Origin of the sequence: uncultured Streptococcus sp. (genome assembly GCF_902463925.1) — a bacterium.
GTDB lineage: Bacteria > Bacillota > Bacilli > Lactobacillales > Streptococcaceae > Streptococcus.
Genome location: NZ_CABQHE010000003.1, coordinates 117,342 through 133,850, shown reverse-complemented (window position 1 = coordinate 133,850; position 16,509 = coordinate 117,342). Strand labels below are relative to the sequence as shown.

Here is a 16,509-nt window from a genome sequence, read left to right as displayed (position 1 = left end):
GCTTAGTTAATAGCACTCCTTCTACGCGCTTATAAAATTCATTTTATGATCTCGTAGAAGGAGTCCAGCAACCGAAGGGCGCTAGCCTTCAAATTTTTCTCCTAAAATGTGTCCAAAATATTGACAGAATTCCAAAACTCAATTATTTAAAATGGAATGACTGGGTACTATAAGGTAGGTGATTCAATAGGAAGGATAATTTCTGTTTGAAAATATTCTCCTTGTTCACTTGTGATAATCATACTACCTCCATGTAAATCAACAATTTGGTTAGAAATTTTTAGTCCCATACCACTTCTGCGAGCCCCAGAAATATCAAAATTAAATTCCTCAATTTTATTAATATTTTTAAGTCTATCTGTAGAGGTTCCAATTCCATTATCACGTATAATAACTGAAAATTTATTACGAGAAATATAGTTAAGGACAATCTGAATATTACAACCAGAAGGGTTATGCAATACAGAATTATAAATGAGATTGTGAATAACTCTAGACATCAAAGATTTTTCAATGTACATTTTTTTACCCAACAATTTATTATCAGGAATAAACTCAAAATTAAAATTATTCCAAATCTCTTCATTAATAATTTGTATGATTATTTCCCTAAAGAAGGGGATAATATCTGTTATTTCTTGATTTAATTTAAAATTACCGTTTGTTAGTCTAGCGAATATGTTGAGATCGTTTAGCAAATTTTGAATATAGTGACTCTCAACTAGTGTAGGTTTCAAATTTTTTAATAGGTCATCATTGTCTGTTTTTTCAATGGCTAATGATGTATTAGCCATGATAACTGAGAGTGGGGTTTTTATGTCATGAGCTATTCCTGAAATCCAATTTTCTTTAAAATTTTCGTTTTCACGTAATTGTTGATTTGCAGAATTAACAGCAAGAGTCAATTTATCTAGCTCTTTTACAGATTTTACTTGAGTGTTTATACCACTTGGTAAGTTGTTAATTGCGTTAATAATTGGTTTGATATTTCGGTTAAAGAAAGTAAGGCTGTGACAATATAGTAAGAGACAAAATAAAATATTAGCAAATATAATTGATAGGATGATAATCGGAATGATTTGGATTCTATTCAATTCAAAGTAATTATTGCCGTATTGTATAATACTGTCTTTTGGAAATGCGATAATATATATATCATCGTTGTCGTCTTTTAGTTGAGTAAATACAGGATAATCTTTTAGATAACATCTAGAGAATCTAATAGCATCAGTAAAATTAAATTGACTGGCTATTTCTTTAGGTTTATTAACATTGAATTTTTCTTTACCACTATTTTTATCAATAACCATTATCCATAAATTATCTTTATCAATTAACTTTTTTGCGGCTGAACTTACTACATAGTTTCCATTAGAAAAAGTAATTCCATTGGATATCTTGTCAACTATATTTGAGGCAGACTGTTGGCTGCGAATATAATTAGAGGCAGTAATTAGTAGTACGATATCAATTATGATAATAAAAATAAACTTTAGTATAATTTTTTTGAAGATATTCATTGCTATCCCTCAATTATCTATATAACAAGCTTATAACCGAGACCTTTGATGGTAATTAGGTGATTTGGTCTAGAAGGAATGTCTTCGATTTTTCCTCTTATATTTCGAATATGTACCATGAGAGATTTTTCACAGCCATAGCTACCAAGTCCCCAAACAGTATCACAAATTGTTTCAATAGAGACGATATAATTTTTATTAGCATATAATTTTCGGAGAATTTGTATCTCTGTAAGTGTCAATGACAAAATTTCATCATTTTTTTTAACACTTGCGCTACTTAAATCTATAGTACAGTTATCTAACTCAATTATTTCTGACTCATCTTTATATGCCCTCCTTAATAGTGCAATAATTCGATAAGTTAAAGATTTAGGTAAAAATGGTTTCGTAACATAGTCATCTCCTCCGGAGTCAAGTCCTCGAATTTCATCGTCAGGATTATTTTTAGCGGTTAAAAATAAAATAGGAACATCGGAACTTTCTCTAACATACTCTGAAAGTAAATATCCTTCACCATCTGGCAACATAACATCTAAAATAATAAGATCAATATGTGATACTGAGAAAACATTAATCCCTTCACTGATGCTGTAAGCGACATGAATATTTTGAAAACCACGACTAGCAAGAACTTCTTTTATAGACTCGCTTAGCGCTTCATCATCATCGACGATTAGTATACTTTTCTTTAGTAATTGAACTTCAAAATTCATATATTAACTCCAAAAATTTTCTTAATTATACCATAAATTTAAGTAATTATAATGTCACAGAAGAAAAAATTCAGACATTTAAAATTCTTAAAAATAATTTTAAGTTTTCTTTATCATAAATTTGTATTCCTGTCTTACAATGAACTCGTAATAAATAAGATAACCAGTCTATCAAGGTTCGAAAAAGAGGTGGCATTATGCAAAATAAATATGAAGCTGTTGATTCAATTAAAGAAATTAGCCTAGAAGAGCTAGATCAAATTATTGGTGCTGGGAAAAATGGAGTGTTTAAAACTATTTCACACGAATATCGTATGAATTCATTCCAATTTTATTCACTTGTTGTTCTTAATGTTATGAGTCTGGTTATCTTAGATGTTGCAACAAAAAGAGGGAAACCTCTTTTTGTTTTTTCTTTTAAAGGTGGTACTTTTCTATTGTTATCGTATTAGGGATAATAAGAGAGCAAAATTAGAGCTTTATTTTTTCTTAAACTTTTCTTTAACCAGTAATTTTAAAATTATTGTATAAAGTAGCATAGATATGCGTTAAATTTAATATTAAAAAGTGGGGTAGTTAAGATGAAAATAAAATTCGTACCAAAGCTATTGAGGCATTATAAGAATTTCAAGTTTAAGAATTAGATAGTCTTTTAGGCAGTGGTAAAGGGCACGGAGTAAATACAATCTCTGCTGAATGTCACTGGAAAAATTTACAAGTAATTTTTACATGTTACTAATTGAAAGAGGTTAGCTTATGAATCAGAAAGAAGTTTTGTACAGTCAGTTTGACGCCTTTCCTAGAACATTCATTGAGAGATATTTTCCTGAAGTATTATTAAAAACTAAAATATAAGTTATCGAGAATTTATTAATTCGAAACTTTAAGGGAAAATTTCTTGTATCTTAATGTTATCTTTAGGTGGTCAATTTACAATTACAGTATAGAAACAGAATTAAAAGGATAGATTTTTTATTATTGGGCTACATGAGGTTAAAAATGAAAAATATTATTGAATTACACAAGCTTTCTAAAGTGTAGAAGTTACTACCGTGGAACTAGAAAAGTTTACTGTTCGAGAGGGCGAAATCTATGGTTTTCTTGGTCTAAATGGTGCAGGTAAAACAACAACAATGAAAATGATCTTGTCGTTAGTTATGCCAACTTCAGGAGAAATACTTATTAATGGTGAAAACATCACAAAAAATAAACAGTATTTAAACCAAATCGGTTAGATGATTGAAGAACCATCATATTATCCTAATTTAACAGGTTATGAAAATCTACTGGTTTTTCAAAAATAGGTGATTATGAAAAAAAGAGATTTATTATTAGCTAGCACGGTATTGTCAATATTATTGTTTGTTGGTAGTTCACCAAGTTGTGTTCAAGCAACTGACATTGAAACAACTCGGTACAATGTATTATTAAGAGAAACTCAATCAGTTGACGATATGGAGAAAGCATTTGAAAAAGAAGGTATCACAGTTACTGACAAGATCCCTGAGATAAATTTCATGACCATCTCCACAGAGAAAAGTAAGCAGGATGTGAAAGAGGAAAAAAGCAGTAAGATTGAAGAGATTGTGGAGGATGATAAGCTAACTGTTAAACCCAATATTAGCTATTCTTATAAAGGTCAAGTCTATACGAATGATAATTCTGATTTTTGGGAAAATCAATGGGATATGCAAAAGAGCATTAGCACAGGGACTAAGTTTACTCATAAATCTTCAGGTGAAGCGACGATTGGAGTTATTGATTCAGGGATTACAAACGATAACTCCGAAATATCTTCTAATATTATTTCCGTGAAAAACTTCGCAGCTGATGCGACCACTGGTCTTGTCGATGACCAAAATGTTTTAGACAAAACAGGTCATGCAACATCTGTTGTCGGTCAGATATCCTCAAACGGTAGTTACCTCGGAATTGCTCCTGGCATGAGGGTGAGAATGTATCGTGTTTTTGACGAGGGAAATGCCCAAGATCAATGGATTTTAAAAGCATTGATTCAAGCGGCTAAAGATGATGTTGATGTCATCAATTTAAGTTTCGGAGAATATCTGCTTGAAAATTCGACTGATGAAAGTGATAAAACAGCACTCATTAACATTTATCAACGGGCCGTTAATTTTGCCCATAAGCAAGGTTCAGTAGTTGTTGCTTCTGTAGGCGATGAAGGATTAAATCTAGACAATCAAGCGGAATTGAAATATCACCTTGGTAGCTCAAACGGCAAGGACTACGCTCAGGTTAATGGTTCAGTAAAAGATATTCCTGCTGAATTAGATAATGTTGTTACAGTGGGGTCAGTGGACGCTGATGATCGCATTTCTAGTTTCTCAAACAGAGGTTCTGAAGTGGATATCTACGCAACTGGAGGCGGTTCTAAAGAGTTGTCAGCAGTTGGATACGACAAATGGATGGCAGAGAGATTATTTGAAAGAGATTGGATTATTGTTCCAACACTTCAAGGACAGTTCACTTATGCGTATGGAACATCAATCGCAGCACCAAAAGTATCTGCTGCCTTGGGATTAATTATGGAAAAGTATCACTTGAAAAATCAGCCTGATGAAGCTATCAAAATCTTGTATGACAATAGCTGGCTGAGTCATGATGGAAATGGCAATTCATTTAGAATGCTGAACATTACAAATTTTGTTCAATAATCAATTAATGAAGGTATTAATATGAATCAAGTGCTTATCATAGAGGATGATTTTGATATTGACTCGCATCATCCTAGGGATAAATAACAATAGTTGTATAATCACATATCAATAATAAAGAGTTGTTCTGAATTTGCTTTATTGTATGCTAAATTTCTGAATAAACTCTAAATGCGTTCGTTTAAACATTTTAAATGGAGTACAAAACTATGAAAAAATTATTTTGGATGACGCGAAGCCAACGTTTCTCAATCAGAAAGTATTCTATCGGAGTAGCTTCGGTGCTCATTGGGATGTTCTTATTGGGAACACCTAAAGGAGCATCTGCAGATGAGTTGACCAACACCAATGATGTAACGACTACAGAAGTAGTTGGAAGTGTGACTAATGATAGTAGTAGCACGACAACATCTATAACTACAGAAGCAGTTTCTACTACTCAAGAAACACCAACTGTTAATCAAGAAGTAGCGCAGGCTACCAAAGGAACAGGGAGCAGTTTAAATAGTTCTGCTGTATCTGAGGACTCTCATGTAAATGCTGAAGCAACTAGGACTGATTTATCTACAAACACTTCAAATGGTGTTGCAGAAGGACATACTACAAAAGAGATTACCCCAGCTGCACCATCAGTTGATCAGTCTAGCAAAGAAGTTAAAACAGAAAATATTGAAGACAAGGTATCTGAAGTCGTAGAAGCTCCTACGACTCCTGCAGATAATCAAAGCACAGATAAAGCTACTACAAAAGTAGATGACGAAGGAAGTCTGGATGATGATTTAGCAACTGTTGAAGATTTCTTGAATCAAAATCAAAATAGCAAATTATCTGATGGTGCTAATACAAGATCAGGACGAGCTATCGGTGATGACTACCCTGCTTCTTGGAGAAATAATCCCAACTCTGTGGACTCTTGGGGATATTACACAGGAAATTGCACCTCATTTGTAGCTAATCGCTTGCATAATGTTAACCACTTTGAAGTTCCAAGAGCTATGGGAAATGGAGCACAGTGGGGAGCTGTTGCAAGAAGCCTAGGATATAGAGTAGATAACACTCCAGCAGTGGGTTCTGTAGCTTACTATACTGATGGTGGTTACGGACACGTAGCTTGGGTCGCTGAGATTGTTGGAGGTAACATTGTTGTTGAAGAGTATAACTGGATTAGAAATGGAGGAATGGACTACACATATCACACCCAAACACAACCTACTTCTAAACCCGCGGGATTTATTCACTTCAAAGATTTAAGTGGTACGCCTTCAACTCCAATCAGTACAACACCTTCAGCAGGAACAAGTACCGGTGGTTCTTTGCCAAGTTCAGGTACTTATAGATTCACTAATCGCAAAGGGATTAAGTCAGAACCTAGGATTTCTAGCGCAGATATCGCTTACTATGACAATGGAAGCTCTGTTAACTATGATAAGACTGTAATAGCAGACAATTACGAATGGATTTCTTATGTCTCTTATTCAGGTGCCCGCAGATATATTGCCATCAATCAAGTAGCGACCCGACCAACGACTCCAGTCACTACTCCAAGTACAAGTGGTCAAGCGACTAGCTCTTTACCAAGTTCAGGTATTTATCGTTTTACTAGCCGAAAAGGGATCAAATCAGAACCTAAAATTTCCAGTGCTGACATTGCATACTACGACAATGGAAGTTCTGTTAACTATGATAAGACATTAGTAGCCGATAACTATGAATGGATTTCCTATGTTTCTTATTCAGGAGCTCGCAGATATATCGCTATCAATCAAGTAGCGACTCAACCAACAACTAGTGGAACCTCTACGGCCCCAGTGGCTCCAAGTAGAGCTGAACCAACAGGAACAATTTCCATCACAAATAAAAACGACCAAACGGGTACATTTGATGTTATCATTTCAAATGTTTCAAGTCCTAATGGTGTCAAAGAAGTAAAAGTACCAACTTGGTCAAGCGAAAATGGACAAGATGATATTATCTGGTATGTTGCAGCTAAGCAAGGTGATGGAACTTACAAAGTTTCCGTGAATCCAAGTGATCACAAAAATTCTCTAGGAGAATATAATGTTCACTTGTACTATGTTCAAAACGACGGCAAAATGGTTGGAGTAGGTGGTACCACGACTATTGTAAAAGCAGTTGTAAGACCTTCTATCCCTGATAAAGGGCGATATACTTTCTCAGGACATGCTAGTATAAAAGCAGAACCTAAAATGTCCTCACCAGAACTGGCTTATTACGATGCCGGAGACGGTGTTAATTACGACAAGGTACTTTTGTCTGATGGCCATTATTGGATTAGCTACGTTTCATTCTCAGGCAACAGACGATATATCAGCGTAGCAGTAGCATAGATAGGTGATTATGATGAAAAAAACAATTAAAATCGTTACAAGTTTGCTAGCAGCCGTATTGGTTATCTTACTTGCTTTTGTATTATTAAAAGGTTGTGGTAGTAGTAAAGTAGATAAAAGTGGCTTCTACAGTAAGGATACAAAGACCAGCAAAATGTCATCCTCTAGCAGTAAGAGTTTGACAAAGAGCTCTTCAAAGAAATCAAGTAGCTCCTCTAGTTCTACGCAAGTAGACTCTAGTACCGAGGCTAAAAGTAGTGAAGCTAGTGTCGCTTCCAGTGCCGCTTCTAGTGCAACAACTACAGCACCAAAACAAGCGCAAGCTCAAACACCATCTCAACCTGTTCCAAGTCAAGGTAACAGTGCTAATCAAGCTGGAACCACAACTTCTGAATCTGATCCGAAAACAGGTTATGGCGGTTGGGAAGCCACTTCTGGTACTTTGACACTGACACAGGACACCCCTGTTTATACTGAACCTAACAAAGACGGTGGTGTTGCTTATGTGCAACCTCAAGGGGACATACAATGGGATAAATACATCTTCGCTAATGGTGACAATTGGTACAGCTTTGTTCAAAAAAATCGTGACCAAGAAGTTCGATTTTACATTGCTTATTCAGATGTAGGGCATTGATAGAAAAAGAAAAGGACGATACTTATATCGAAGAATGTAAGAGGTAAAAACATCATGAATAAAGTTAATTATCATCATGAAAAACAACGCTATTCCATTCGCAAATACGCTTTTGGTGCAGCATCTGTCTTGATTGGCTGTGCCTATATGGCAAACGCTCAAGTCGCACATGCTGACCAAACAACAGCGGCACCAGTTGCAGAAAGTACAACAACTTCAACAAATGTTGCACCAACTCAACCTGCTACTACAGTAGATACTACCACTCAAGCACAACCCTCTACAGTTGCCCAGACAGCGCCATCAACTACAGAAAGTACAACCTCAACACAGCCGCGAGCATCAGCTGTGTCTGACAGTGTGACGCCTGCAAGCTCATCTACTGATGTCACCAAGACTGTTGTGGTTACTTATCCAGATGGCTCAACAGATGAAGTACAAGTCCACTATACTGTTGCTGGACAAACTGACGCTGATAAGAATGAACCAACTGTTCGCACACAAACAGTCCGTCAAGGACAAACACCAACTGCAGACTCCTTTATTACCAACAAAGACAGCTTACCAGCAGGTACAACTTATAGTTTCAAAGATGACTCTGCTCTAAAAACAGAAACACCTGCGACTACGCCTACGAGCACAAAACCAACAGAAACACCAGTAACTACTCCAACAACTACTAAACCAAGTGATTCTGAAACAGTAAAAACACCTGAGAAGGCTGAAACACCAACTGCAACGACTACAAAAGACGATACTTCTAAGGAAGAAAGCAAAACTCCCGAAGAACCAGTCAAAGACAAAGTCGTTAAAGAAGTCATCACTGGTCCAGAATTGCCAGCTAGTGGTCGCTACACTTTCACTGAAAAGACAGCCGTGTATACCACACCAAGTACCAATAGTAGCGTCTCTTTCTACTTTAACAAAGGTAACCAAGTTAACTATGATAAAGTCTTAGACGCTGAGAATGCTCGCTGGATTTCTTACGTCAGCTACAGTGGTATTCGTCGCTATGCTAAGGTAGGAGAACTAACTAAGGTGCTTGAAGAAGTGACAGAACCTGAAAGCACTGAAACAAGCAAGAACCGCAAACCACAATCTGCTACTGGAACCTATGTTTTCCAAGATACAGCACAAGTACGCAATGACCCTAAACTTTCAAGTCCAGTACAGTTTGAATTCCGAAAAGGTGATCGAGTCTACTATGACAAAGTTTTAACTTCCGATGATTACAACTGGATTTCTTATGTTAGCTACAGCGGTATCCGTCGTTATGTGTCACTTAACAAAGTAGAAAAGGCAACAGTTGATACTCCAAAGACTCAAACACCACAAAAAGAAGAAAGTAAACCAGCAACTACTACCAAGTCAGAAGCATCGACTTTGCCTGCAAATGGTACTTATATTTTCACTGATAAAGCTGATGTACGTAATGATGCTAAGATTTCAAGCCCAGTACAGTTTGAATTCCGAAAAGGTGATCGAGTCAACTATGACAAAGTTTTAACTTCCGATGATTACAATTGGATTTCTTATGTCAGCTACAGTGGAACTCGCCGTTATGTTGCTCTCAACAAAGTCGAAAAAACTTCTGCTGAAACATCCCAAAAAGAAGAGGCAAAATCAACTACTTTAATGAAGGAAGTTAAACCAAGCCTCCCATCAAGTGGTAAGTATACCTTCACAAATACTGTAGAAGTACACAACGAAGCTAAACTTTCAAGTCCAGTACAATTTGAGTTTAAAAAGGGTGAAAGTGTCAACTATGATAAAGCCTTAGTTGCTGATGATTACAGCTGGATTTCTTACGTCAGCTACAGCGGTATTCGTCGCTATGTAGCGCTTAACAAAGTGGGACAAGATACACCTAAAGCAGAAGCAACAGCAAGTAAACCTAGTGTTGTAACAGGAAACATCAAGGTGGAAAATGTGACTGCTAAAGGCTTTGATGTTGTTGTCAGCAATGTCTCTGACACCCAAGGTGTCAAAGCAGTGAAAGTGCCTGTCTGGTCAAGCCAAGGTGGACAAGATGATATCATTTGGTATGATGCGACTAAGCAAAACTCTGGTGATTACAAGGTGGCGGTTAAGATTAGTGACCACAAAAATAACACTGGTGAATACAATGCTCACTTGTACTATGTCCAAAACGATGGCAGCTTGAAAGGTATCGCTGCGACAAGAACCACAGTTGCAGGAGAATCTACAACTGAAACGACTTCAAACAAAGTGACATCTAATGGCTCTTACTATAGCATTAAGGGTAAATACGACGACATTATCATCGCCAACAAGAAGTACCCATTATCTCCATCTTATAATCCTGGCGAAGATGCCACAGCCAAAGCTGCCTTTGTCCGTCTGCGCAATGACATGATTAACCAAGGGTTTAACGTTGGTCGTGCTTACAGCGGTTTTAGAAGTTATGACACTCAAAAAACGCTTTATCAAAATTATGCCAATAGAGACGGATATGCCGCAGCAGATCGTTATTCTGCACGAGCTGGCTACAGCGAACACCAAACAGGTCTTGCTTACGACTTGACCGACAGGTCTGGCAATCTGCTCGAGGATAAAACAGCAACTGACTGGCTCAACAATAACGCCTACAAATACGGTTTTGTCGTGAGATACCAACCAGGTAAAGAGTCCGTGACTGGTTACATGCCAGAAGCATGGCACATCCGCTATATTGGAAAAGAAGCCAAAGAAGTTTATGAGTCTGGTAAAAGCTTAGAAGAATACTTCGGCTTTGACGGTGGCGATTATACCAATACAACGTCATCTAGCACAGCAAACACTAGCACTACTACTAGCCTTACTCAACGAGGTACTTACCACTTTACAAGCCGTTCCTCTATCAAGGCAGAACCTAAGGTTTCCAGTCCAGAGCTTGCATACTACGATGCAGGAAATTCCGTCAATTATGACAAAGTTCTCACAGCAGATGGACATCAATGGATTTCTTACATTGCCTATAGTGGTAGTAGAAGATACATTGCCGTTAGTTAATCGTAGTTAAAAGGAGTGACACTTGGGTATCGCTCTTTTTTTATTAGGAGTTACATAATAAAGTTCCTAAAATGTCAGATTAAGTTAGACTTTTCAAGTAATTCAGAAAAACTTGGTAGGGTGATTGATAATTCAATAATTTTCTAGGAATTCTATTTCTTGAGAGTGGGACAAAAGTCCTAGCCTCTCAATTGTTTTTGGATTGTCGAGCAAGACGCAGTGGTTGAGTGGGCTCTACTAAGCTGATTTCATCAGCTTTTACAGCCCTACTCAACTGTGCGGAGCTGGGATGACGAAATCGAATTCTAACGAATGACCGATTTCTGTCCCACTCTCATAATTTTGAGAAATATTAGTAAAATCCATTTGTTTTGGTAGTCCATTTCGTCTTAATAAGCCATTAGAATGTTCATTGAGACCTCGTTGGCCAGGACATCCTGGATCCGTAAAGAAAATATCAATGTCATGTGCATTCGAAATAGATTTCCAATTAGAAAATTCTTTCCCACAATCAAAAGTTATTAACTTAAAGAGATGACTGGGAACTTGAGACAACTATTGATTGATGGATGCCTCAATATCACTTGCTTTCCGTCCATTGGTTTTCAGTGTGATGATGGCTTTTGAGCAGCGTTCTACTAAGGTAATGACTGCACTTTTGTGTTTTTCTCCCACAATTGTATCCCCTTCTAGATGACCGAATTCCGTCTTAAAATTAGGATAACTGTCTGCTCTCTCACGTAAATCTCTGCGCAATGCTTGTTTTCCTCGTTTTTCGCTATGATCATTTGGTTTTCTTTTGCCTTTCCAAGGGAGATCCTCTTTCTTTAGAATACCACGATCTGCTAGTCGATAGAGAGTTCTCATAGAACAAGAAACCCTATCTGGATAAGTTCCTTTAATGGCTTCAAGGCTCCAATTTTGAACTAAATGAGTTTGGATAAAATCTTTTTCTGCTTGCGTAAGACTGGTTTTATTCCTGCCACAGCGTTTCTTATTGATTTTATAGCAGAGTGCCCCTCTTTCATATAATTGATGACATTGTAGATTGTCTGTTTTGATCTGCCAAGTGAAGTCACAATAGCTGATACTTTTATGTTTTCTTGATAGTAAGCCTCTATCATTACAAGCTCACAAGCTCGTTTGTGGTAAGATGAGTATAGGTCATTTATGTTAGTTCCTTTCAGACAAATGTGGTGTTTGTCTGAGCCTAACATAGATGGCTTTTTCTGTCTAGCTTCATTTTACAAATTGGGTATACAAACATTAGAAGAATTGGAAAATCCAAATAATAATTAACTTTCTGAAAAGTGGAGACAATTGCTTAAAAATGCTATAATAGTCAGCATATACAGGCTATTAATAACAAAAAAAGAAGTACCTATTCGATTGGAGGAATTCCATGTATAAAGATGATAGTTTAACCTTGCACACTGACTTGTATCAAATTAATATGATGCAGGTTTACTTTAACCAAGGTATTCACAATAAAAAGGCCGTTTTCGAAGTTTATTTCCGTCAACTTCCGTTTAAAAATGGCTTTGCTGTGTTCGCAGGTTTGGAGCGTATTGTCAACTATCTTGAGAATCTGACCTTCTCAGAAACTGATATTGCTTATTTAAAAGATTTAGGTTATCCTGAGGATTTTCTGGACTATCTAGCCAACCTAAAACTCGAGTTGACTATCAATTCGGCCCTTGAGGGTGATTTGGTATTTGCCAATGAACCGATTTTCCAAGTGGAAGGTCCCTTGGCTCAGTGTCAGCTAGTAGAGACTGCCTTGCTAAATATCCTCAATTACCAGATTCTTATTGCTACCAAGGCAGCTCGTATTCGTTCTGTCATTGAGGATGCTCCTCTGTTGGAATTTGGGACACGTCGTGCACAAGAGATGGATGCAGCAATCTGGGGAACACGTGCAGCCGTGATTGGTGGTGCTGATGCAACGTCAAATGTACGTGCCGGCAAGATTTTTGGAATCCCAGTTTCTGGTACTCATGCCCATGCCCTTGTTCAAGCCTATAGCAACGATTATGACGCCTTTAAAGCCTATGCATCTACTCATAAGGACTGTGTATTCCTTGTAGATACCTACGACACCCTTAAGATTGGTGTTCCGAATGCTATCCGTGTCGCTAAAGAGCTTGGTGATAAGATCAATTTCTTGGGTGTTCGTCTTGATTCAGGTGACTTGGCTTATCTATCGAAGCAGGTCCGTAAGCAACTGGATGCAGCTGGATTCCCTGATGCCAAGATTTACGCTTCAAACGACCTTGATGAAAATACTATCCTTAACTTGAAGATGCAGAAGGCTAAGATTGATGTTTGGGGAGTAGGTACTAAGCTTATCACTGCCTATGACCAACCAGCCTTGGGTGCTGTCTACAAGATTGTTTCAATCGAGGATGATCAGGGAGTCATGCATGATACTATCAAGTTGTCCAATAATGCTGAGAAGGTTTCGACACCAGGTAAAAAGCAAGTCTGGCGTATTACGAGTCGTGCTAAGGGCAAATCAGAAGGTGACTATATCACCTTCGCAGACACGGATGTTAATGCTTTAGAAGAAATTAATATGTTCCACCCAACATATACCTACATTAATAAGACTGTTCGTGATTTCGATGCAGTGCCACTCTTGGTCCCAATCTACGACAAGGGGCAACTAATCTATGATTTGCCAAGTCTTGATGAAATCAAGAACTATGCGACTAAGGAATTGGACGGACTTTGGAATGAGTACAAGCGCGTGCTTAACCCTCAAGATTATCCAGTTGACTTGGCTAAAGATGTCTGGGATAACAAGATGACCTTGATTGATAATGTCCGTAAGAAAGCCCATGATTTGTCAGAGTAAAAGGAGAAATTATGACTTTGCAAGAAACTATTATTGCTCAACTAGGCGTTAAACCTAACATTGATCCAAAGGAAGAAATTCGAAAATCCGTTGATTTTTTGAAGGCCTACATGCTCAAACATCCATTCCTTAAAACATATGTTTTGGGAATCTCAGGAGGTCAAGATTCTACATTGGCTGGCCGTCTGGCACAACTTGCGGTTGAAGAGCTCCGTGCAGAGACAGGAAAAGACTATCAGTTTATCGCCATTCGATTGCCATATGGTGTTCAAGCAGATGAAGATGATGCTCAACGTGCTCTTGATTTTATCAAGCCAGATGTGAGTCTTGCTGTTAATATCAAAGAAGCTGTAGATGGTCAGGTTGCTGAACTTGCCAAAGCAGGTGTCACCGTTTCTGACTTCAACAAGGGAAATATCAAGGCCCGCCAACGTATGATAACCCAATATGCGGTTGCTGGTGAAAATAGTGGGGCAGTTATCGGGACAGACCACGCCGCTGAAAACCTTACAGGCTTTTTCACAAAATTTGGTGATGGTGGTGCAGATATCTTGCCACTCTTTCGTCTAAACAAGCGTCAAGGTGCAGCCCTTCTTGCAGAACTAGGTGCTGACAAGGCCCTATATGAAAAAGTGCCAACAGCTGACTTGGAAGAGGACAAACCAGGAATCGCTGATGAAGTGGCACTTGGAGTGACCTATCGTGAAATTGATGACTACCTTGAAGGCAAAGAGGTATCAGCTAAGGCTCAAGAAACCATTGAAAATTGGTGGCGTAAGGGTCAACACAAACGTCACTTGCCAATCACCATTTTTGATGATTTTTGGAAATAAGAGGAGAAATGAGTTATGATTAAAGCTTATATTGATTTTTGGAAGCGTGCCTTTGACTTTAGAGGCCGTTCAACTCGTCCAGACTACTGGTGGGTTTACTTGATTAATGTCATCATTAATACTATCCTTGTAGTAGGTTTTGTTCTCATTCCTTTCTTCAGTAGTGTGTCTAATGACCCAGCTATATTATATGATTCAGCCGAAATACAAAAAATGATTTTGAAACATATGTCGCCAATAATAATTTTTGGTTTAATCATACTAATCCCACAACTGTCCCTTCAATTTCGTCGTTTACGAGATGCAGGTATTCATCCGGCTTGGGGGCTTCTAAGTTGTATGGGGCTTATACCAGTCTTGGCTATCTTATCACCTATTGGAAGCATTGTACTCATAATCATGTCGTGTCAGCCAACTAAACCAACACCTGAAACGATTTTTGATAAAGTTGAATAAGATTATTGTAACCCTAGGTTAGACCCAGGGTTATTTTTAAATTGAATTTTCAGAAATTAGTGATAAAATAGGGAGGAAGAACGCTTAAGAGGAGGAAACTTATGACTTCACTATCAACAGATTTTACAGAAAAACTATTTTCAGATTATGAGGCCAATGTCAAGTACGGCGCTATCGAAAACGCAGTAACTCATAATGGCTTGCTTAAATCTATCGAGACACGTCAATCAGAAGTTGAAAATGACCATGTTTTTTCAATTGATTTGACTAAAGATGAGGTGTCTAACCAAAAAGCTTCAGGACGTTGCTGGATGTTTGCGGCCCTTAATACTTTTCGCCATAAATTGATTTCAGACTTCAAATTGGAAAGTTTCGAGCTTTCTCAAGCACACACATTTTTCTGGGATAAATATGAAAAATCAAACTGGTTCTTGGAACAAATCATTGCTACAGCCGATCAAGAAATTGGTAGCCGCAAGGTTAAATTCCTTTTGGATACCCCTCAACAAGATGGTGGACAATGGGATATGGTCGTATCACTTTTTGAAAAATATGGTGTTGTACCAAAATCAGTTTATCCAGAATCTGTAGCTTCAAGCAATAGTCGTGAGCTTAATCAATACCTCAATAAGCTTCTTCGCCAAGATGCTCAAATCTTGCGTGATTTGATTGCTGGTGGTGCCGATCAAGCTTCTGTTCAGGCCAAGAAGGAACAACTTCTTCAAGAAATTTTCAATTATCTTGCCATGACTCTTGGTTTACCACCACGTCAGTTTGATTTTGCCTACCGAGATAAAGATGACAACTATCAATCTGAGAAAAATATCACACCACAAGCTTTCTTTGAAAAATATGTGGGTCTTAAACTAAGCGACTATGTGTCAGTTATTAACGCTCCAACAGCTGATAAACCTTACGGAAAATCTTATACTGTTGAGATGTTGGGTAATGTTGTAGGTGCGCCAAGTGTGCGTTATATTAACCTCCCAATGGATCGTTTCAAAGAGCTTGCCATTGCACAGATGAAGGCTGGAGAGACTATTTGGTTTGGTTCAGATGTTGGTCAAGTCTCAGACCGTCAAAAAGGTATTCTTGCAACTAATGTTTATGACTTTACAGCTAGCATGGATATTAACTTGACTCAAGACAAGGCAGGACGTTTGGATTACAGTGAATCTCTCATGACTCATGCCATGGTATTGACCGGAGTTGATTTGGATGCCGATGGTAAACCAATTAAATGGAAGGTTGAAAACTCTTGGGGAGACAAGGTTGGACAAAAAGGTTACTTTGTCGCTTCTGATGCCTGGATGGATGAATACACTTATCAAATCGTTGTCCGTAAAGACTTCCTTACAGCTGAAGAATTAGCAGCCTATGAAGCAGAACCACAGGTACTTGCTCCCTGGGACCCAATGGGGGCTCTTGCTTCAAAATAAGAGGATATCTCAAAAA

General features: G+C 37.7%; 11 protein-coding genes and 4 pseudogenes. 12 read left to right on the top strand and 3 right to left on the bottom strand.

Annotated elements, in window-relative coordinates:
* Positions 1 to 167: 167 nt before the first annotated feature.
* Together RDY04_RS03545 and RDY04_RS03540 are read right to left on the bottom strand one after the other, a co-directional pair.
* On the bottom strand, positions 168 to 1,520 hold the full coding sequence (locus RDY04_RS03545) for a sensor histidine kinase KdpD (RefSeq protein WP_126428967.1): 1,353 nt from the start codon (positions 1,518 to 1,520) through the stop codon (positions 168 to 170).
* A gap of 17 nt (positions 1,521 to 1,537) precedes the next feature.
* Complete coding sequence (locus RDY04_RS03540) at positions 1,538 to 2,236, bottom strand: response regulator transcription factor (RefSeq protein WP_303952160.1); 699 nt, start codon at positions 2,234 to 2,236, stop codon at positions 1,538 to 1,540.
* 197 nt (positions 2,237 to 2,433) lie between these two features.
* Between RDY04_RS03540 and RDY04_RS09590 the strand changes: the two genes are divergently transcribed.
* The 8 genes and pseudogenes from RDY04_RS09590 (at position 2,434) to ldcB (ending at position 10,908) form a co-directional block, all read left to right on the top strand.
* Positions 2,434 to 2,688, top strand: a complete 255-nt coding sequence (locus RDY04_RS09590) for a lacticin 481 family lantibiotic (protein WP_374110361.1) — start codon at positions 2,434 to 2,436, stop codon at positions 2,686 to 2,688.
* A gap of 197 nt (positions 2,689 to 2,885) precedes the next feature.
* Positions 2,886 to 2,975: pseudogene (locus RDY04_RS03530) on the top strand (type A2 lanthipeptide); the annotation flags it as partial.
* 260 nt (positions 2,976 to 3,235) lie between these two features.
* Positions 3,236 to 3,537 (top strand): annotated as a pseudogene (locus RDY04_RS03525) (ATP-binding cassette domain-containing protein); the annotation flags it as partial.
* Positions 3,538 to 3,546: 9 nt separating this feature from the next.
* Complete coding sequence (locus RDY04_RS03520; protein WP_303952159.1) at positions 3,547 to 4,911, top strand: S8 family serine peptidase; 1,365 nt, start codon at positions 3,547 to 3,549, stop codon at positions 4,909 to 4,911.
* Between the two features lie 209 nt (positions 4,912 to 5,120).
* A complete protein-coding gene (locus tag RDY04_RS03515) occupies positions 5,121 to 7,259 on the top strand; it encodes an SH3 domain-containing protein (protein WP_303952158.1) in 2,139 nt (712 codons plus the stop codon).
* Positions 7,260 to 7,272: 13 nt separating this feature from the next.
* Positions 7,273 to 7,896 carry a hypothetical protein gene (locus tag RDY04_RS03510; protein ID WP_126428969.1) on the top strand — a complete coding sequence of 208 codons (624 nt, stop codon included), beginning with the start codon at positions 7,273 to 7,275 and terminating at the stop codon, positions 7,894 to 7,896.
* Between the two features lie 54 nt (positions 7,897 to 7,950).
* Positions 7,951 to 9,165, top strand: a pseudogene (locus RDY04_RS09585) (SH3 domain-containing protein); the annotation flags it as partial.
* 6 nt (positions 9,166 to 9,171) lie between these two features.
* Positions 9,172 to 10,908, top strand: a complete 1,737-nt coding sequence (gene ldcB / locus RDY04_RS09580) for an LD-carboxypeptidase LdcB/DacB (protein ID WP_374110363.1) — start codon at positions 9,172 to 9,174, stop codon at positions 10,906 to 10,908.
* A gap of 330 nt (positions 10,909 to 11,238) precedes the next feature.
* Here the strand turns inward: ldcB and RDY04_RS03500 are convergent.
* Positions 11,239 to 12,076: pseudogene (locus RDY04_RS03500) on the bottom strand (IS30 family transposase); the annotation flags it as partial.
* A 234-nt stretch (positions 12,077 to 12,310) separates the two neighbouring features.
* On the opposite strand from RDY04_RS03500, the gene RDY04_RS03495 reads away from it, so the two are divergent.
* The 4 genes from RDY04_RS03495 to pepC all read left to right on the top strand — a co-directional run bounded on the left by RDY04_RS03495 (position 12,311) and on the right by pepC (position 16,493).
* Positions 12,311 to 13,765, top strand: a complete 1,455-nt coding sequence (locus RDY04_RS03495) for a nicotinate phosphoribosyltransferase (RefSeq protein ID WP_303952153.1) — start codon at positions 12,311 to 12,313, stop codon at positions 13,763 to 13,765.
* Between the two features lie 11 nt (positions 13,766 to 13,776).
* Positions 13,777 to 14,598: an ammonia-dependent NAD(+) synthetase gene (gene nadE / locus RDY04_RS03490; protein ID WP_303952152.1), complete on the top strand. Its 822-nt coding sequence runs from the start codon at positions 13,777 to 13,779 to the stop codon at positions 14,596 to 14,598.
* A 15-nt stretch (positions 14,599 to 14,613) separates the two neighbouring features.
* Positions 14,614 to 15,054: a DUF805 domain-containing protein gene (locus tag RDY04_RS03485; protein ID WP_048788635.1), complete on the top strand. Its 441-nt coding sequence runs from the start codon at positions 14,614 to 14,616 to the stop codon at positions 15,052 to 15,054.
* A 101-nt stretch (positions 15,055 to 15,155) separates the two neighbouring features.
* On the top strand, positions 15,156 to 16,493 hold the full coding sequence (gene pepC / locus RDY04_RS03480) for an aminopeptidase C (protein WP_303952149.1): 1,338 nt from the start codon (positions 15,156 to 15,158) through the stop codon (positions 16,491 to 16,493).
* The last annotated feature ends 16 nt before the right edge of the window (positions 16,494 to 16,509 follow it).